The sequence below is a fragment of the uncultured Algoriphagus sp. genome (genome assembly GCF_963974835.1).
In the GTDB taxonomy this organism is placed as follows: domain Bacteria; phylum Bacteroidota; class Bacteroidia; order Cytophagales; family Cyclobacteriaceae; genus Algoriphagus.
Genome location: NZ_CAXBET010000013.1, coordinates 85,238 through 102,787, shown reverse-complemented (window position 1 = coordinate 102,787; position 17,550 = coordinate 85,238). Strand labels below are relative to the sequence as shown.

The following is a 17,550-nucleotide window of genomic DNA, read 5'->3' as shown; positions in this document are numbered from 1 at the left end:
GCAAAAGGTGAGTTCTCCTGCTTCTCCAGAAGCTGGACTTAATTGGAGCTTGATGCTGCTTCTGGAGAAGCAGCATAACTGGTGATTATGTATACCTCAATTCAATTGCTTTAGCAGATTCTCACGGTAACGCATACCAATTGGGATCATTTTACCTCCGATCTTGATCTGATTCCCCTCGATAAATTCCACTTTGGAAGTGTTAATGATAAATGACTTGTGAGTTCGTACAAAAAGATCCTTCGGTAATTCTGCCTCCATTTTCTTCATCGTCGAAGTAATGATCAACACCTGATTTTCCAAATACACTTTAGCATAATCTCCGAAAGCCTCGAAAAATAAAACATCCTCAAAAGCTGTTCTGTAGAGCTTTTTATCCACCTTCAGCATAATAAACTCTGGAGAATCCTGCTGAGTCTTCAGGCGTTCTTTTACTTTCTGAATGGCTTGCAAAAAGCGGTCAAAGGGAATTGGCTTCATCAGGTAATCGACAGCATTAAGTTCAAAGCCATCCAAGGCAAATTCCGGATATGCTGTAGTGAAAATTACCAGAGGCTTATTTGATAAGCTTTTATAAAAATTGATACCAGAAAGCTTTGGAAGATTGATATCCAGCAGGAGCAAGTCAACGGGATTTGACTCAATTCCTGAGATTGATTCCAATGCATCTTTGTATTCCCCAGCAAGGATTAGATCTGGATGATCAGAGATGAATTGTCTCAATACATCCCGGCTGAGCGGTTCGTCATCTATGATTGCACATCGGATCATACAAGCGTCAAGTTAACTTGAAATTCGGATTTGGTTTTTATAATCTCAAACTCATGTGATTTTGGATAGATAAGCTCCAATCTTCTTTTCACATTTTCAAGACCAATTCCTCCATATTTCCCTTTTTCCATGTCATCGATCTGGCCCAGTTTATTCTTGATTGAAAAAGAGATAGCTGTATCCACTTTCAGCTTGATTTCTATAAATTCCTGTTCAGAATCATCTTTCATTCCATGTTTGAAAGCATTTTCCACCAAAGGAAATAATAACAACGGTGCAATCACCACACGTTCTAAATCACCTTCAATTGTAAACCCAACTTTGGATCCCTCCTCTAATCTGAGTTTTTGCAACTCGATGTAATTTTCCAGCATTTCCACTTCTTTCACCAATGGCACTTTATCCTCTTCCACCTCATAAAGCATGTATCGAAGCAAATTTGAAAGCTCCAAAACAGTCTCAGAAGTCTGATCGCTTTTGGTCAAAGCCTGCGAATAAATGCTATTCAGGCTATTAAACAGAAAGTGAGGGTTAATCTGAGTTTTCAGAGAATTGAGTTCAAGAGACAATTTCTCCTTTTCAACTTGCTGCAGTGTGTACCAGGATTTTGACAATTTGATAAGCGTAGTAAGAATCAGATAAATCAAGAAAATACTCACTAAAACCTGCCACTCTGTGAAGGAAACCATATAGAACTCAGAATCCAATAGCGGAAACATTACCTCAAACGTGAGTTCATGAATTATATACGTCGCCAATAAAAGCAACGGAATGCTCAAAAAGTAAAGCAGGTATTTTCCTTGGTCGAGAAACCAAGGAATCAGTACTCTTAAATTGAAATAAACCAGAAAGAACAGAGGAACATGAAAAAGCAATGCATAAAAAACATCAATAAACTTGAAGACACTCGATATCGAAAAATAATTTCCGATCGCATAAATGGAAAGAATCCAAAAAACCGGATGCTGAAACCATTTTGAGTTGATGAGCTTGATCATAAATACTGATTAGCTGGCTTTCTTGTAAGTCTCCGTATCCTCAAACACCGATTCGTCCTCAGAATATTTGTCAATAAATTTCTGAATTTCCTTAGGCTGAGCTGTAATTAGGATCGTTCCGTCCACATTTTCATGTCTCAATCGGATCAGATTGCTTTCAAAAAGCTTGTTCAATTTTTCCAAATCAAATGAAGTCAGGTATAGTTGCTTACCGCTGAATTTCAATTTAGCAAAAGTATGAACTGGAATCATGTTAGAACCTAAACCCTCAGCTGAATATAGATCGTCAGGATACAAGTCAAGAAATAAGTCGTCCCCTATTTTGGCAATATGGCCTTTGAATTTAATTAAATCCCCACCTTCCATAATCTCAATAGCGTATTCTTTATTTTTAGATAAGTCGGTAGATTCGGATGAACCAAAAAAACTAGGCCCGGAAGAAGTATTTCTAAATTCTATATAGTCTTCATCATCCATTTCCCAACGACCTAATAATTCCGGGAAATATACTAGCGTATCATCTGTGTAAATAGGAAACAGTGAATACACACAGGAATTCAATAAGACTACCAAAAGTCCAATTGCGAGAATTGATTTTGCTTTTTGCATAATTAGAATATTTGAGTTGTTGACAGGCTCAAATTGGCTAATTAACTAAGGTCGAGAAAAAAATCTCTATGAACACAGCGAATCTCCAGACGAACAAGGGATTTTGGCGATGAAGGCACTTTATATCTTTAAATTCTGAAGCCATTTAATAAGGCTTAGACAAGATATCATTCATAGATATCCTTTCGGTGACCAACTGCAATTACCTCTATCAAAAGAATTTTATCTTCGATTTCATAGATTACTCTATAGTCCGCGACACGAATTCGGTAGGCCTCTCGACCTTTCAATTTCTTGCAACCATTTGGTCTTGGGGCGTCAGCCAAATTAAAAATTGCTGTTTTTATAGTAGAAAAATAGGGCTCGGGTATCTTAGATAGAGACTTAATCGCTGTCTTCTTGATGACGATCTGATAAGCCATTATTCCCCTTTTCTAAGAGCATCTATCATTTCAAATGCCTCCTCAATTGGAATGGAAGGATCTTTAGAATTTTTGACTTGATCATAAAGACGAACATCATCCAAATCCTCAAGCATTTCCACTATCGTTTCAAATTCCTTCACTGAAAGAACCACGGAAATTTTATTTCCAACTTGATCAGTAATATACTTTGGATTGATTGTCAACATGATGAAAGATAATAATTTTGAAATACTCTCACTAATACGTTGATTTAGCTTTTTCTGTTATTTCAAATACAAATTCCAATTACTCCTCCACATCCGCATACAGATCAAACTCTGTAGCATCAGTTACTTTCACATTTACAAAGTCCCCAACTCGGCAATAGAATTTTGAAGCATCGATCAACACTTCATTATCCACTTCAACAGAATCGTATTCTGTACGGCCTACGAAGTGACCGCCTTCTTTTTTGTCGATCAATACTTTGAAAGACTTGCCGATTTTCTCCTGATTCAAATCATAAGAAATCTGCTCCTGAATCTCCATCAAGTTGTTTGCACGCTCCTGCTTCACTTCCTGAGGAATGTTGTCTTCCATAGAATAAGCATGCGTATTTTCCTCATGGGAATAAGTAAACACACCCAATCGCTCAAATTTCATTCGCTCCACAAAGTCAACCATCTCCTGGTATTCCTTCTCACCTTCTCCTGGATGTCCAGCAATTAGTGTGGTACGAATAGCGATATCAGGCAAAATATCACGGATACTGTGAATTAAGTTTTCTTGCTTTTCGCGAGTTGTACCTCGACGCATAGCCTTCAGCACATCTGTAGAACCGTGCTGCAAAGGAATATCCAGATAATTACAGATATTCTCACGCTCCTTCATCACCTCAATAACGTCCATCGGGAAACCTGTTGGGTAGGCATAATGTAGACGAATCCAATCAATGCCATTCACATCAGAAAGTCTGCGCATCAATTCGGCAAGATTCCTCTTTTTATAGATATCCAATCCGTAGTAAGTAGAGTCCTGAGCGATTAAAAGTAACTCCTTAGTTCCGCCAGCGGCTTTATGCTCCGCTTCCTTCACCAACTCTTCAATTGGTCTGGAAATGTGTCCGCCACGCATTATAGGAATAGCGCAGAAGGAACAAGGTCTATCACAGCCTTCGGAAATCTTCATATAGGCATAGTGCGAAGAGTGCGTCAACAAACGCTCTCCTACCAACTCATGCTTATAATCTGCTTTGAATTTCTTCAAAATCGCAGGTAAATCCCTGGTACCAAAAAATGCATCGACCTGAGGAATTTCCTTCTCCAGATCGTCTTTGTAGCGCTGAGAAAGACACCCTGTCACATAGACTTTGTCCACCAAACCTTGCTCTTTGGCATCCACATACTGCAAAATGGTGTCAATTGACTCCTGCTTTGCATTGTCGATAAACCCGCAAGTATTGATAATGATGATGTTATTGTCATCCGTTTCCGACTCATGACTGGCGTTGATGCCGTTACCTCGAAGCTGGGTAAGTAGCACCTCCGAATCCACAAGATTCTTGGAGCAACCCATGGTTACAATATTGACTTTGTCTTTTTTTAACGTTCTCGCTTTCACAGTTTCCCTACTATTTGAGGGTGCAAAGGTAGACAAAAAAGTGCGAAGGGAAATTTTGAATTGGAAAATTGGAAAATTAAAAGATTGAAAAATTCTTAGCTACCGACATCTGGAGGCAAGAAGCGATTTCTATTACAAACAGATCGCACTCACTAAACTAAAGTAAGGGTCTGCTTCAACTCCCATATTTACTAAAGATTGGAGTTTAAGAATAATATAAACAATGCTATATTGCACCAATAGTATGATGATCAACGTATATAAAGGTAACTATGGGGACAATACGAAAAACGCTAACCTTCACGGATCAGCAGGATAAATGGATAAAATCTCAGATAGAAGCTGGTGAATTCACCAACGAATCAGAATATGTAAGACATCTTATCCGCTCAGATCAAGCACGTAATAGTAAATTCATTGAATTAAAGGCTGCCATTCAAGCAGGCGTAGATTCAGGGATTAGCGAGAGAACTATTCCCGAAATCATGAAGGAAGTAGAGGAGAGAATGAAAGCTGATGGGCGCTTATAAACTATCCGCACGCTGTGATGAGGATATAGCCAACATATATGAATTTGGTATAGAACATTTTGGTCTAAAACAGGCCAAAGAATACATTTTTGGTTTACATGAATCCTTTGAGTCTATCGCAATGCAGAATTTCATGGGATTAGATGCCAGCGAATTAACACCAGAACTACGAAGGCTGACATTTAAATCTCATATGATTTTTTACTACACCACAGATTATGGTGCTTTTATTATCCGAGTTCTTCATCAAAGCATGGATTATCAAAGGCAACTTTCGAAATGAAGAACAATTCCAGCCTGTAATTTAAGTTTTAACTAAACCTCTGAGGTTTTGAAAACCTCAAAGGTTTCGCTTCTCTGATAGACTTTTTGCTTGTTTCAGAATTTCAAATTCTCTTAATATCCTGTAATCTCTTTCAGCAACTCGAAAAAACCCTTCTTTCGCTCAGAGTTAATCCCCCAATCAACCGGCACGCTTTGATAGCCATCCTCAAATCCCTCGTCTTTCATTCGGTAATCAAAATATCCCCAGGAAGCATAAGCGGAAACTGCAGCTGTAAAGTTGTTTTTGGGCTGGTCAAAATTGAAGTGATCGTCCTCGTTGAATAGAATCGGCATAGGTTTGTAGCTGGATACATTTCTGGTCTTCTCAACCATTTCCACAATTTTATCAGGATCAGAAACACCATTTCCGTGTAGCAATAAAAAGTCAGAAGCCTGAACGACATTTTCTTTTGGAATAGTACCACCTCCATAGCTCGTGCTAACCAATAATCTTCTCCCTCCTTTTTCTCTGCTTTTCACTAAATCAATCAACTCATGAACTCGCTCGGGCTGAAGAATCTCATGATCATAGCGCACATTACACTCATTGTTTACCTCAATCAAGACATTTGTATACCCCTTTTCCAAAATCCAATCCAACGAATTAGTTACAGCATTTTTAACAGCTTGTTCACTTGCTAAACGATCATCCTGCCCAAAATAAAACAACCCGATAATCGGCACCATCCCTAGTTCGTCAGCTTTATCCAATATCTTCTCCAGCCTCTTGAAATACTCAGATCTCAATTCCCCAGTCTCTGTGTAAGGAGAATTGATCCAAGGCTGTCCTTGGGAATAACCAAATGGACTTCCTCCTTGTAGATTTATAGTAAAAGATAACAGCCCGTATGACTTCCAAATCTGCATATTTGCCACGAATTCATCTGTATTACGATCTGCATCCCAAGCTTTCGTGTCTGGATATTCCCAGTTTGAAACTGTTTCCGGATTCAAATCATCGAAAATCCCCTGCACCATTCTAGAGTTCATTAGCAATCCCTCAATCGGATGTCCATTCCAATTTCTTTCAGCATAAGTCAATTCACCATTGATATAGAACTTATCAGTAGAGATGCTGACTTCTGTTTTTCTTGAAGTTTGGGAAAAGGAAGCAAAAGGAGAGAAAAGATAAAAACAGGCTAAAAAAACGGCGGACTTGAGGTTCATAAATTCAGGATTTTGGGTTTTGGTAATATTTCTAATTTCCAGTTTCTTTTGGACATCAGCCTATTATCATGCGATTTATTTTATTTCATAGTCCAATATTATCTAAAGATCATTTCCAGCAACATAATCTTAAACTAAGCTTAACTCGCTTTCTGAGTTGGAGCACCCCCTTTTTTCTACTTTTGAGACGTACAGCAAACTTTTTAACTCCTTGCATTTATTTTTCGCCCCGATTCACGTCGGGGCCTCTTTGCAGGGCGCGGATTCACACTTTGCCTTTTTGCTTCCTTCCTGTAACTTAGAATGGAAATCACCATTCCATGGAAACCACTACTCCAACTTTAGCTTTCGACCGAAAGAATCTAACCGATCAAAAACTGATCGAACTCTACGAATCACTCATCATACCTCGCAGGATCGAGGAAAAAATGATGATTCTATTACGCCAAGGCAAAATATCCAAATGGTTTAGTGGCTGGGGTCAGGAAGCAATTTCTATTGGAGTAGTAAATGCCCTGGACGAAAACGAATTTATCCTTCCCATGCATAGAAATCTAGGGATTTTCACTGGGAGAAATATGCCTTTGGAGCGGCTTTTCGCGCAGTTTCAGGGAAAGCTTTCGGGTTTCACCAAAGGCCGGGATCGCTCCTTTCACTTTGGGTCAATCGAGCATCATATCGTAGGAATGATCTCTCACCTTGGTCCTCAATTAGCAATCGCAGATGGAATTGCTTTAGCGGATAAGCTTTCGCAAGAGAAGAAAGTAACAGTGGTTTTTTCGGGAGATGGTGCAAGTTCGGAAGGTGATTTTCACGAGGGTTTGAATGTGGCAGCGGTCTGGAAATTGCCGGTGATCTTTGTGGTGGAGCATAATGGCTACGGGCTTTCTACACCGAGTGAAGAGCAGTTCGCTTTCAAGCACTTTACAGAAAAAGGCCCTGGATATGGAATGGAAGCTATTCGAATCCAAGGGAATAATGTACTCGAAGTATATACTGCCATCAAAAACCTAGCTGAAGATATCCGTCAAAACCCTCGTCCGGTTTTGGTAGAAGCCATCACTTTTCGGATGAGAGGACACGAGGAAGCTTCAGGAACCAAGTACGTTCCGAAGCAACTGATGGAAGATTGGAGCAAACTGGACCCCGTGGAAAACTACGAGAACTACTTGGAAGAATTAGGCGTGTTAGATGGGAAGTCAAAAGAACGAATTAATAAAAAAGTCAAAAAAGCCATAAATGATGGGTTGGATATTGCTTTCGCTGAGGAAGTCATTTCCCCAAATTTAGAAACTGAACTTAGGGATGTCTATGCACCATTTTCGCAGGAAATAATTTCACCTTCTCCAACCTCGCCAAAATCCGAAAAGCGACTAGTTGACGCAATCTCAGATGGGCTCCGTCAATCCATGGAAAAGTATCCTAATCTCATTCTCATGGGGCAAGACATTGGTGAATACGGGGGAGTTTTCAAAATCACAGATGGATTCAAAGCTCAATTTGGATCTAGTCGAGTTCGCAACACACCACTTTGCGAGAGCGCAATTATAGGAACTGGGCTAGGACTTTCTATCAGGGGCTTCAAAGCCATGGTAGAAATGCAATTCGCTGACTTTGTTTCTGTAGGCTTTAATCAAATAGTCAATAACCTGGCAAAAATCCATTACCGATGGGGACAAAATGCTGATGTAGTAGTAAGAATGCCAACTGGAGCTGGGATGTCTGCGGGACCTTTCCATTCGCAGTCCAATGAAGCTTGGTTTTTCCATACCCCAGGCCTTAAAATCGTCTATCCATCCAACGCTTACGATGCGAAAGGCCTGCTGAATGCGGCATTCGAAGATCCAAATCCATACCTCTACTTTGAGCACAAGGGAATGTATAGATCTATAAGCGCTGAGATTCCAGACGAATATTATACGGTTGAAATTGGCAAAGCAAATTTGGCAAAAGAAGGAGGTGAAGTTTCCATCATCACCTATGGAATGGGAGTTCATTGGGCATTGAAAGCAACGGAAGAACTGGGGTTGTCAGCCGATATTTTAGATTTGAGGACACTATTGCCTTGGGATAGCGAAGCAGTAAAAACTACTGTCAAAAAAACCGGTAAAGTTATATTCTTACAGGAAGATTGCCTGACAGGTGGAATTGGAGCTGAAATATGTGCTTGGATTTCAGAACAATGTTTTGAATATTTGGATGCTCCTATCATGCGGGAAGGAAGTCTGGACACTCCAGTTCCCTTTGCTTCGACACTTGAAAAACAGTTTTTGCCTATCGGAAGGTTTAAAAAGAAATTGGAAGAATTATCTTCCTACTGACTTCCTCTGCTCAAAATCTCAAATCTGAGCTCTTAGTAAACCCAGAAACTTTCGATCAAGTTTCTCACCGTACCAGTCTTCATATTCCACGTCTTTTCGCCCGGAATTCATCACTCCAAAAGCTCCTGAAAATTCCCAAATTCCAAACCCAATTCCATTTTCTTTCAGGACAGTCAGCACATCCCCAAACCAACTTAGAAACACCTCATGGGCCGTTTCATTATAGCAGCCGCATTCTCCGCAATGCACACCAATTCCCTGATCAACTAACGCTTTCCAAGGCGCATAATACCTTCTGATTTCCTCTATATCCAACATTCTTTCTCCCTGGCTCAAGGGCCAATCTACGGGAGGAACACTTGAAGGATCTTTATACACCCAACCTGCTTTATAATGCGATATTGGAAAAGGATGATACCCACGGCAACTTTGCGCCAGCTCCAAATCCGCCAATTCCGGTACAGCAATTCCTCCCCCACCATTTCCATCAGCTATTACTAATCTGGATTTTTTCACTGATTTGATTGTTTCCAAAGCAGCTTCGGCCACCCGATGATAATCCAATACATCTACCGGACCTCCAGGGCTATGCTGATTATTGGGATCTTCCCGTTGGAAAGGTTCATTGACCAGATCAAAGCTTAATTTCTTCTTTGAGATTCCTTTGTATCGCTTTGCCCACATTTCCCAGTGTGCACAGAATGCATCCTGAGCTTCCTGATCTTTCCAGAGATTATAGGGTTCTACAAAGCCTGCATTGATGCAAAAACCAGGCGCACGATGAAGGTTCAAACTCACATGTAACCCTTGGGAAATACAGCGTTCGACTAGTTCATCCACCTTTTCCAAACGACTTTCATCAAAGTTCAGTACTTCATCTGGACGAATCGGTCTTGAGCGATCTATATCCAGATAGCTTGGATAAGAAATTGGAATTCGCGCAAAATCAAATCCCCAATCAGCAATCCATTTTACGTACTCCGGTTTGGTAGGCCTTCCGCGATCTGGATGATCTGAGAAAAAGTCGAGTAGATTAAACCCTTTCCAAGCAGGTAACTTGTTTTTGGGCTTGGCTACTTCAGCAAAAGCCTGAAGCGAGGTGCCAGCGGCGAAACTTAGTCCTGAGCCAATCAAGGCAGATTTCTTAAGAAAATCCCTGCGGGAATCTGAGGTTTTCATGGGTTATTAGTGGATTAATATCATTAAGATACTAAAGTCAGTCAAACACAAAAAATACTATACCTAGGTGGTTTGTTCTTTATTTTTTAGAAATCACCAAACAAATTCCCCCATTCTTACCGTATGCATAGTTAACTATAGTCTCATGAGGAAACTCCTGCTCCTTCTTCTTTTTTTTATAACTGCGAAAAGTCTACAAGCACAGTTTTTTATAGGCGGAGGACATCTAAATGGTGGCTTCCCAGTTTCGAAATTGAAGGAAGAGGTGAATAAAACCATCTTCCCTACGCTTTCTGGAATTCTATTGTATGAATTTTATTCTCAACCCATTCAAATTGGATTGGAATTTAACTATGGTATCTATGGCACGAAGGTCGAAGTGAGGAATGATCTGTATCCAGGATTTTTAGATGATTATAGAATCAGAAGAAATAACAACTACGCTTCAGGGATGGCAGTATTTCGCTTCCTACCCTTCCATAATAGCAAATTGACACCCTTTATTGAGATTCAAACAGGTGCTAACTACCTTTATTCAAGATTCAAAATACGTCCATCTATCTTTGAAGAGACCGTAGAAGTCGGTAAAGACCTAGAAGACTGGGCAATTGCCTATAAGATCGGGGGAGGAATCCAATTTCCACTTCCAGGAATTGAGGGAGGAAAACTGGAGTTAAGAATCAATTATCAAGATGGAGGAAGTATGAGCTTTCTGACCAAGCCAGACACTAATTACTTACCTGATAAAGGCGATGGAGAATTTGAATACAATCCGAGACAAAGCCCTCTACAGCTGATTACTGGTTCAATTGGAATAGTGGTGTATGATGCATTTAGGTAAGTTTAATTCCTGCCTTTTTTAGTATCACTTCTCCACCAACCTTAATTTGTAAAACAAATTATAATCCCGCTCCACTTCTCCGTCAGCAGCTTTGACGATTAGAGCACCGTCAGGCAAACCCAGATTAACCGATCCTGCTACTGGAAACTCATTTAGAATTCCTATTTGCTGCTCTCCTTTGACAATAATATAACGGGGATTTCTATATTTTGCTTGGGCTTTTATCCATTCTGGATCTTGGTAGTAATTTTCACCTTTCGACCGAAATTCCATAAAAATATCCTCAGGTATTGCAGTATAAAAGATGGCCAACTGGTATTCCCCAAAGGTCTTGACATCACTAAAAGAAGGATAAAGCTGATTTTCACGGTCAACATCAGGAATTTCCTGATTACGATCAGGATGAGATAAGGACACAGCTCTTTCATTGATCAACGAATTCCCATCAAAATCATAAAGAAAAAGCTGATCTCCAATTGGAGGTAGAACGGCAGCCTTATTTCTCTCAATGTCAAATGATAAAAATGGAAAACTCTGTCCAATCCATCGGTTGGTATTGCGTGGCACCCAACTTTCAGGATATAAACTCAAATACCTGATAGAATCCTGATCGGAATCGTACAAAAAACCAGTCTTCACCTGACTATAAAATCCTCCACCTATTTTGTCAGGATCTACATCTCCAGGATTGTACGAATTAACTTCTTCTCCCAATATAAAATACTTTCCATCTTCTGTCCAGGGAGTGAACGTCTGCCGGAAGAATGAAATGAAAATACCTGCGCCAAAACCTACTGCGGGACCATTTATCTGTTCTAATTTTCGAAAATCCTGGTCAAAAACATGGAAATCCATTGTTGCCGATATTTCTTTAAAAATATATCTATGCTTTCCCAAAAACCTTCCTTCCAGAATAAACTGGATTTGATTTGGTCCTTCGCCCATCAGCTCCACATCTTTAATCACTGCCCCTTTTCCATCTACCAATAAGACTTTACCTCCTCGCTGCTCCTTCACTAAGTATTGATCAAGCTCCTCCTGATAATCTAGTATGATTACATTTTCCAACACATCCACTATAATGGAGTCATATACTTCAAACTGAAGTTCAGTGAAAGGATCTATCTCGGTTGTATCGGATTGATTTTCGTTGCAGGAAAAAATTACAGTAGCAAAAAGTGCAGTAAGGGTCAGACAATTTAATTTATTCATAGTGGAGAAGTAAGCTTTGAATATTAGTCGGTTAAATGGGAGGATATAGGACAAAAAGTTTAAAAAAACATTTAGGCTTTCGGCAAACTTCCCAGATAATAAAAATGATAAATCCGTCATTGTGAGAAATTTCAAGTCCATTATTGATGGTAAATAACTATTATTTCAGTGTCAGAGGAGAAAGACTTAATGAAAGGGAACCCCAAGAGAATTATAGGTAATCTAATTCTTACTGACACATTTTTTAATTTGCCTAGATAGTAGAGCGGGTTATAATAGAATGCCAATACCAGATACGGCTAAACTATTACTGCTATTTTCCTTATTTCTATTTAATGGATAAGAATAACTGACGGGGGGTTAGACAGTCTCAGATTTTTTTAAGGACCATTGTAGGGCTTTTTATTGCATCCGCATAGACTTACTCTAGAAAAATAAATAAGGTAGTAATATGTCCGACCTTATTTATTTTCTTAAGTGCCAAGTAGCGCCTCCCATAAAATCTCCACCGGATGCTTGGCTTTCCGACCTGTCCCATCAGCAATCTGATGCCTGCAGGAAGTTCCCGGAGCTGCAATGATGGTTTCAGAATCTGCTTTTCTCACCGCCGGAAATAGAACCAACTCGCCCACTTGCTGGGAAACTTCATAGTGCTCAGCTTCATAACCAAAGCTTCCTGCCATTCCACAGCATCCACTTGGGATAGTTTCAACAGAGTAATTTATTGGCAGAGAAAGTAATTTCTGCGTCCAGACCATGGAAGAAAGTGCTTTCTGATGGCAATGTCCATGCAGCTTTATCTTTTGACTTTTAGTGGTAAACAAATCTGAAGTAATATTCCCTGCAGCTATTTCCTGAGCCAGAAACTCATCAATTAACTTCACATGGAATTTCAGTTTCTTTGCAGCCTCTACTAATTCTTTTTTAACTATTCGAGGGTATTCATCCCGGAAACTTAAAATAGCAGACGGCTCCAAACCAATCAAAGGAGTATTTCCATTAATCAGCTTATCAAAAATTGTCACGTTAGCTTCAGCATGTTTCTTAGCTTTTGGAAGCAAACCTTTGGAAAGAGCAGAACGACCACTTTCTTCATGATCAACGACTTTTACATCGTATCCTAATTTCTTCAGCAGTGAGATCGCTTTTATCCCAATCGCAGTATCGTTGTGATTAGTAAATTCATCCACGAAGAAATATATGGATTTGATTTGCTTGGTAGAAGAAGGAAGCGATTGGTAGTTTTTCTTATACCATTTTCTCAAGCTGACCTTGCTGATTTCCGGCAAGTTTCTTTTTGGAGCTACGCCCAAAACTGACTTCATCATTCCTACAGTCAAGCTATTGCTTAACATGAAGTTTGCCAGTCCACCAGTTTTAGCACCCAGCTCATTCAGCTCATTGATGTAAGCAAAAGCTTTTGATCGAAGTGGAATTCCATTAGCTTTTTGGTATTGATAAAGGAATTCAGCTTTCATGCTCGACATGTCCACATTCGAAGGACATTCAGCCGTACAACCCTTGCATGAAAGGCACAAATCCATTGCTTCCTTAATCTCAGGATGGTTAAAGGCATTTTCCTTTTTGTCCATCGTGAGAAATTCACGCAAAGTATTAGCTCTTCCTCGGGTAGTATCCTTTTCATTCCGAGTTGCCATGTAGCTTGGACACATCGTGCCGCCAGAACCTGGAAGTTTGCGACAATCACCAGACCCGTTACACTTTTCAGCGAGTCGAAGAATCCCACCTACATTGAAGAAATCCATGATCGTGTCATGAGTAGGAGTTTCCATATCCGGCTCATAGCGCAAAAACTTATTCATCGGAGCAGCATCCACGATCTTCCCGGGATTGAAAATATTCTGGGGATCCCAAGAGAATTTGATCCTGCAGAAAAGCTGATAGTTCTTTTCGCCCACCATAAGAGGAATGAAAGCGGCCCGAACTCTTCCATCGCCATGTTCCCCACTTAAAGAGCCTTGATATTTCTTTACTAACTCAGCAGAAGCTTTCGAAATCTGATAAAACTCCTCCACGTCTTTGGACTTTTTCAAATCCAAAATCGGCCTTAAATGTATTTCACCGGCACCAGCATGCGCATAGTGAACAGGCTTTTGATTAAAGCCTTCCATCATCTCATCTACTTCATCGATGTAGTTGGCAAGATCCTCGATATCCACAGCCGTATCTTCTATACACGCCACAGCCTTTGCATCGCCAGGTATATTTGCCAATAGGCCCAAACCCGCAGAGCGCAATGCCCAAGCAGAAGTAACCATCGCTGGTTCTATGATGGGATATGCATAGCCTAGTCCTGTTCCTATCAAATCATCGACCAGCGCTTTCCCTTTGGCCATTGCTTCTTCCAACGTCTGTCCACGAAACTCCACCATCAAAATCGCCTCAGGATCTCCTTCTACGAAATATCGGTTTTTGCTGTATTCTATGCTTTCTTTGGTGCAGTCCAAAATGATTTTATCCATCAACTCAACAGCTGTAGCAGGATGCTTCATGGCAGTTTGGGCTGAAACCATACTTTCATGGATGGTTGCAAAATGCGCGGCAACGACGATTTCGATCGGCTCAGGAAGTGGATCAAGGCTGATTTTGATTTCTGTAGTGAAGGCCAAAGTCCCTTCAGAACCAGTTAATAGGTTACAAAAATTGAATTTTTCCTCCCCTTCAAAAATGTCCGACTTCAACAATTCATCGACTGCGTAGCCAGTATTTCTACGATGAATAGATTTTTTAGGGAATTGCGCATGAATCTCTTGCCGAGCTTCTTCATCACTCAATTCCTCCAGAACTTTCCTATAAATATCTCCTTCCAGTGATTGCAGCTTTGCTTTTTCTTCAAACTCATCCTTCGAAAGCTCCTCAAACTTCACCGGATTTCCATCACTCAAAATCGTATCAAGAGAGATAACTTTATCCCTAGTAACCCCATATACAATTGAGGTTGTACCAGAAGAATTATTACCAACCATCCCGCCAATCATAGCTCGGTTGGCCGTAGAAGTGATAGGACTAAAAAAAAGTCCATAAGGTTTCAGGTAGCGATTCAGCTCATCACGCACCACACCCGGTTGTACACGCACCCATCGCTCTTCTACATTCAATTCCAATATTCTGGTAAAATGTTTAGATACATCCACCACGATTCCATTACCTACACACTGCCCAGAAAGTGAAGTTCCTGCAGTCCTGGGAATCAGTGAAGTGCCATTTTTGGAAGCAAAAAGTATAAGCTTCTTTATATCTGATTCGCTTTTTGGAAAAGCTACCGCCAAAGGCATCTCCCGATAAACAGAAGCGTCGGTGGCATAAAGTGTCTTTGTTAATGAATCAAATTGCAGTGTACCTTCCAACTGGACGGAAAGTTCTTGAAGCAAAGGCAATAGGTTAGGTTGGTCTGAACTCATGTTCAAAAATAACCCGATGAGATGGATTTAAAGAAACGTTGGGGAAAAGAATTTGGAAATGGACAATGATCAATGAGCAACGCTCAATTTTCAAAGCCTTACACTTGACAATTTGTAAATTGAATTTGCTCATTGAAAATTGATTATTGATCATTTCCCTCCTTTCTTTGCTCCAAATCCTTACAATTTCATGTTTTTCTACCTCTCCCAATTTCTGAGTTTTCTGGCTATGCCACTAACAATTATCTCTGTTTTATGGGTTGTTGGACTAATCTACATCAAGCGAAAGTGGGGGCAAAGATGTCTTTGGATTGGTTTGATTTTACTCTGGTTTTTCTCCAACCAGTTTATATCAAATCAGGTGATGCTGGCTTGGGAACCTGATTTCAAAGAGTTTTCTGAGATTAAAAATCATGAAATTGGGATTGTTTTAACCGGCGTGACAAACTTAAGTAAAACTGCCTATGACCGCACTTTCTTCAACAAAGGTGCAGATCGGATCACTCATGCGCTCCAACTTTATAGAATGGGGAAAATCAAAAAAATATTGATCACTGGAGGACAAGGATTCAATCCTGTCAATCCTCAATCGGAAGCTGAGCTTTTAAAGCGATTTCTTATCATGGCAGGAGTTCCATCTGAGGACGTAATGATAGAAGATCTAGCACAAAACACTGCGCAGAACGCTTCTTTTACTAAAGATTTTTTTGAGAAAAACGGAATCAATACTCAGCAGGAATTCCTTTTGATCACTTCGGCATTTCACATGTATCGAGCTAAAGGTTGCTTCGACAAAGTCGGATTAAAAACAAAAACATTCCCTACAGATTATTATAGTCATGATACCAAATTTGACCTTCCTACATTTTTATACCCTAGTCCCTCTTCTATCGAAAACTGGCACAAACTGTCAAAGGAATGGATTGGAATTTTGGTATATAAGCTAGTCGGCTATATTTGAGATATAATCCTAAAACTAACCGACTATGAAATTTGGTAGAACAGATCACCCGGAGAAAATTGACTTCACCTTACCTCCTGATCATCCTGACACCGCAGAAATTTTGAAGAAATTCAAAAGTGATGATCCATTTGAAGTTTATGTGGGTTGTGCCAAATGGAATAAAGCAGATCTTAAAGGTTTCTATCCAAGAGGCACAAAAGATGAGTTGGCTTACTATTCCCGACAGTTTAATTCTATTGAACTGAATGCTACTTTTTATAATTCACCCGACAAAAATCAAGTCGTTACTTGGAAAGAGAAGACTCCATCGGACTTCAAGTTTTTTCCAAAAATTCCCCAAACTGTAAGTCACTATCGCAGACTTAATGATGTTAAGAATTTGACCGAAGATTTTGCTGACTCGGTAAGTATGTTTGAAGAAAAGCTCGGAATGGTGTTTCTGCAAATGATTGATAACTTCAAACCGAAGTTTATAGATCGGGTTGAAAGTTTTGCCTCAGAATTCCCAAAAGGTGTTCCTCTTGCGATTGAGGTTCGAAATGAAGACTGGTTTAATGGAGAAATCTTTGATGCTTATTACGATATCCTAAAGAAAAATGATATCACGAATATTATAGTGGACGCAGCAGCTAGGCGGGATATGCTTCATATGCGTCTATCGAATGATGCTGCTTTCATTCGGTATGTGGGAGCCAACCACAAAAGTGATTACTCCCGCCTTGAAGATTGGGTCGAAAGAATCAAAATCTGGAGATCTCAAGGTCTACGTAAACTTTACTTTTTCATTCATCAAAACATCGAGAAGGAATCGCCTCTCCTTGCAGAACATTTTATCAAACTTCTAAATGCTGAACTTGGACTATCTCTTAAAATCCCTAATTCTCCAGACAATCCCCTAGGATTTTAATCAGAATGCGATTTTTGCCAATTTTCAAAATATGCTGACACAAGCTCAATGAAATGTCTTTCGGGCAATTGCTAAAGAGGAACCACTGCAAAACCTACTTAGCAATGACTTTATGCAAAAACACAATCTGGGTGCAGCGAGCACAGTGAGTACGGCTTTGAAAGCTTTGGAAAAATTAGAACTGGTTATCAAAGACGAAGGCAGTTACTTGGTACACGAAGTACAGCTGGCGAGATGGATGGCTAGTTTAGAGCATTTGTACTGCCGATATCTGTAGCCGC

At 39.9% G+C, this 17,550-nt stretch carries 17 protein-coding genes; 7 read left to right on the top strand and 10 right to left on the bottom strand.

Annotated features, from left to right (window positions below; translation table 11 throughout):
* Positions 1 to 96: 96 nt before the first annotated feature.
* From AACZ73_RS19390 to rimO, 6 genes are all read right to left on the bottom strand, one after another.
* Positions 97 to 771, bottom strand: a complete 675-nt coding sequence (locus tag AACZ73_RS19390) for a LytTR family DNA-binding domain-containing protein (protein ID WP_339880450.1) — start codon at positions 769 to 771, stop codon at positions 97 to 99.
* Positions 768 to 1,769, bottom strand: a complete 1,002-nt coding sequence (locus AACZ73_RS19385; RefSeq protein WP_339880448.1) for a histidine kinase — start codon at positions 1,767 to 1,769, stop codon at positions 768 to 770. The genes AACZ73_RS19390 and AACZ73_RS19385 overlap by 4 nt, the downstream gene beginning before the upstream one ends.
* Before the next feature lie 9 nt (positions 1,770 to 1,778).
* A complete protein-coding gene (locus AACZ73_RS19380; protein ID WP_339880446.1) occupies positions 1,779 to 2,378 on the bottom strand; it encodes a hypothetical protein in 600 nt (199 codons plus the stop codon).
* Between the two features lie 167 nt (positions 2,379 to 2,545).
* The gene (locus AACZ73_RS19375; RefSeq protein ID WP_339880444.1) at positions 2,546 to 2,800 is read right to left on the bottom strand and encodes a type II toxin-antitoxin system RelE/ParE family toxin; all 255 of its coding nucleotides are present in this window, start codon (positions 2,798 to 2,800) and stop codon (positions 2,546 to 2,548) included.
* Positions 2,800 to 3,009, bottom strand: a complete 210-nt coding sequence (locus tag AACZ73_RS19370) for a hypothetical protein (protein ID WP_339880442.1) — start codon at positions 3,007 to 3,009, stop codon at positions 2,800 to 2,802. Before AACZ73_RS19370 ends, AACZ73_RS19375 begins: the two co-directional genes overlap by 1 nt.
* Positions 3,010 to 3,088: 79 nt before the next feature.
* The gene (gene rimO, locus AACZ73_RS19365) at positions 3,089 to 4,402 is read right to left on the bottom strand and encodes a 30S ribosomal protein S12 methylthiotransferase RimO (protein ID WP_339880441.1); all 1,314 of its coding nucleotides are present in this window, start codon (positions 4,400 to 4,402) and stop codon (positions 3,089 to 3,091) included.
* A gap of 272 nt (positions 4,403 to 4,674) precedes the next feature.
* Here rimO and AACZ73_RS19360 point away from each other — a divergent pair, with 272 nt between their 5' ends.
* Positions 4,675 to 4,932: a type II toxin-antitoxin system ParD family antitoxin gene (locus AACZ73_RS19360; protein WP_339880440.1), complete on the top strand. Its 258-nt coding sequence runs from the start codon at positions 4,675 to 4,677 to the stop codon at positions 4,930 to 4,932.
* Positions 4,919 to 5,215 carry a type II toxin-antitoxin system RelE/ParE family toxin gene (locus AACZ73_RS19355; protein WP_339880438.1) on the top strand — a complete coding sequence of 99 codons (297 nt, stop codon included), beginning with the start codon at positions 4,919 to 4,921 and terminating at the stop codon, positions 5,213 to 5,215. The genes AACZ73_RS19360 and AACZ73_RS19355 overlap by 14 nt, the downstream gene beginning before the upstream one ends.
* A 113-nt stretch (positions 5,216 to 5,328) precedes the next feature.
* Here the strand turns inward: AACZ73_RS19355 and AACZ73_RS19350 are convergent, their stop codons facing one another.
* The gene (locus tag AACZ73_RS19350) at positions 5,329 to 6,423 is read right to left on the bottom strand and encodes a hypothetical protein (RefSeq protein ID WP_339880436.1); all 1,095 of its coding nucleotides are present in this window, start codon (positions 6,421 to 6,423) and stop codon (positions 5,329 to 5,331) included.
* A gap of 320 nt (positions 6,424 to 6,743) precedes the next feature.
* Here AACZ73_RS19350 and AACZ73_RS19345 point away from each other — a divergent pair, with 320 nt between their 5' ends.
* Positions 6,744 to 8,744 carry a dehydrogenase E1 component subunit alpha/beta gene (locus AACZ73_RS19345; RefSeq protein ID WP_339880434.1) on the top strand — a complete coding sequence of 667 codons (2,001 nt, stop codon included), beginning with the start codon at positions 6,744 to 6,746 and terminating at the stop codon, positions 8,742 to 8,744.
* Between the two features lie 18 nt (positions 8,745 to 8,762).
* Here AACZ73_RS19345 and AACZ73_RS19340 read toward each other — a convergent pair whose 3' ends face one another.
* Positions 8,763 to 9,923 (bottom strand): cellulase family glycosylhydrolase, encoded by a 1,161-nt coding sequence (locus tag AACZ73_RS19340; RefSeq protein ID WP_339880433.1) that lies wholly within the window; start codon positions 9,921 to 9,923, stop codon positions 8,763 to 8,765.
* 145 nt (positions 9,924 to 10,068) lie between these two features.
* Between AACZ73_RS19340 and AACZ73_RS19335 the strand changes: the two genes are divergently transcribed.
* Positions 10,069 to 10,764, top strand: coding sequence for a hypothetical protein (locus AACZ73_RS19335; protein ID WP_339880431.1), 696 nt, complete (start codon positions 10,069 to 10,071; stop codon positions 10,762 to 10,764).
* A 24-nt stretch (positions 10,765 to 10,788) separates the two neighbouring features.
* Here AACZ73_RS19335 and AACZ73_RS19330 read toward each other — a convergent pair whose 3' ends face one another.
* Together AACZ73_RS19330 and AACZ73_RS19325 are read right to left on the bottom strand one after the other, a co-directional pair.
* Complete coding sequence (locus tag AACZ73_RS19330) at positions 10,789 to 11,976, bottom strand: hypothetical protein (protein WP_339880429.1); 1,188 nt, start codon at positions 11,974 to 11,976, stop codon at positions 10,789 to 10,791.
* Between the two features lie 473 nt (positions 11,977 to 12,449).
* Complete coding sequence (locus AACZ73_RS19325; protein ID WP_339880427.1) at positions 12,450 to 15,398, bottom strand: FAD-linked oxidase C-terminal domain-containing protein; 2,949 nt, start codon at positions 15,396 to 15,398, stop codon at positions 12,450 to 12,452.
* A gap of 190 nt (positions 15,399 to 15,588) precedes the next feature.
* On the opposite strand from AACZ73_RS19325, the gene AACZ73_RS19320 reads away from it, so the two are divergent.
* From AACZ73_RS19320 to AACZ73_RS19310, 3 genes are all read left to right on the top strand, one after another.
* The gene (locus AACZ73_RS19320; protein WP_339880425.1) at positions 15,589 to 16,359 is read left to right on the top strand and encodes a YdcF family protein; all 771 of its coding nucleotides are present in this window, start codon (positions 15,589 to 15,591) and stop codon (positions 16,357 to 16,359) included.
* A gap of 25 nt (positions 16,360 to 16,384) precedes the next feature.
* A complete protein-coding gene (locus tag AACZ73_RS19315) occupies positions 16,385 to 17,269 on the top strand; it encodes a DUF72 domain-containing protein (protein WP_339880423.1) in 885 nt (294 codons plus the stop codon).
* 112 nt (positions 17,270 to 17,381) lie between these two features.
* Positions 17,382 to 17,546 (top strand): hypothetical protein, encoded by a 165-nt coding sequence (locus AACZ73_RS19310; RefSeq protein WP_339880421.1) that lies wholly within the window; start codon positions 17,382 to 17,384, stop codon positions 17,544 to 17,546.
* Positions 17,547 to 17,550 lie beyond the last annotated feature (4 nt).

Excerpts from the sequence above, each read along its gene's own strand:
- AACZ73_RS19390 (WP_339880450.1), bottom strand. The coding sequence starts at position 771 with ATGATCCGATGTGCAATCATAGATGACGAACCGCTCAGCCGGGATGTA.
- AACZ73_RS19385 (WP_339880448.1), bottom strand. The coding sequence starts at position 1,769 with ATGATCAAGCTCATCAACTCAAAATGGTTTCAGCATCCGGTTTTTTGG.
- AACZ73_RS19380 (WP_339880446.1), bottom strand. The coding sequence starts at position 2,378 with ATGCAAAAAGCAAAATCAATTCTCGCAATTGGACTTTTGGTAGTCTTA.
- AACZ73_RS19375 (WP_339880444.1), bottom strand. The coding sequence starts at position 2,800 with ATGGCTTATCAGATCGTCATCAAGAAGACAGCGATTAAGTCTCTATCT.
- AACZ73_RS19370 (WP_339880442.1), bottom strand. The coding sequence starts at position 3,009 with ATGTTGACAATCAATCCAAAGTATATTACTGATCAAGTTGGAAATAAA.
- AACZ73_RS19360 (WP_339880440.1), top strand. The coding sequence starts at position 4,675 with ATGGGGACAATACGAAAAACGCTAACCTTCACGGATCAGCAGGATAAA.
- AACZ73_RS19355 (WP_339880438.1), top strand. The coding sequence starts at position 4,919 with ATGGGCGCTTATAAACTATCCGCACGCTGTGATGAGGATATAGCCAAC.
- AACZ73_RS19350 (WP_339880436.1), bottom strand. The coding sequence starts at position 6,423 with ATGAACCTCAAGTCCGCCGTTTTTTTAGCCTGTTTTTATCTTTTCTCT.
- AACZ73_RS19345 (WP_339880434.1), top strand. The coding sequence starts at position 6,744 with ATGGAAACCACTACTCCAACTTTAGCTTTCGACCGAAAGAATCTAACC.
- AACZ73_RS19340 (WP_339880433.1), bottom strand. The coding sequence starts at position 9,923 with ATGAAAACCTCAGATTCCCGCAGGGATTTTCTTAAGAAATCTGCCTTG.
- AACZ73_RS19335 (WP_339880431.1), top strand. The coding sequence starts at position 10,069 with ATGAGGAAACTCCTGCTCCTTCTTCTTTTTTTTATAACTGCGAAAAGT.
- AACZ73_RS19330 (WP_339880429.1), bottom strand. The coding sequence starts at position 11,976 with ATGAATAAATTAAATTGTCTGACCCTTACTGCACTTTTTGCTACTGTA.
- AACZ73_RS19325 (WP_339880427.1), bottom strand. The coding sequence starts at position 15,398 with ATGAGTTCAGACCAACCTAACCTATTGCCTTTGCTTCAAGAACTTTCC.
- AACZ73_RS19320 (WP_339880425.1), top strand. The coding sequence starts at position 15,589 with ATGTTTTTCTACCTCTCCCAATTTCTGAGTTTTCTGGCTATGCCACTA.
- AACZ73_RS19315 (WP_339880423.1), top strand. The coding sequence starts at position 16,385 with ATGAAATTTGGTAGAACAGATCACCCGGAGAAAATTGACTTCACCTTA.
- AACZ73_RS19310 (WP_339880421.1), top strand. The coding sequence starts at position 17,382 with ATGCAAAAACACAATCTGGGTGCAGCGAGCACAGTGAGTACGGCTTTG.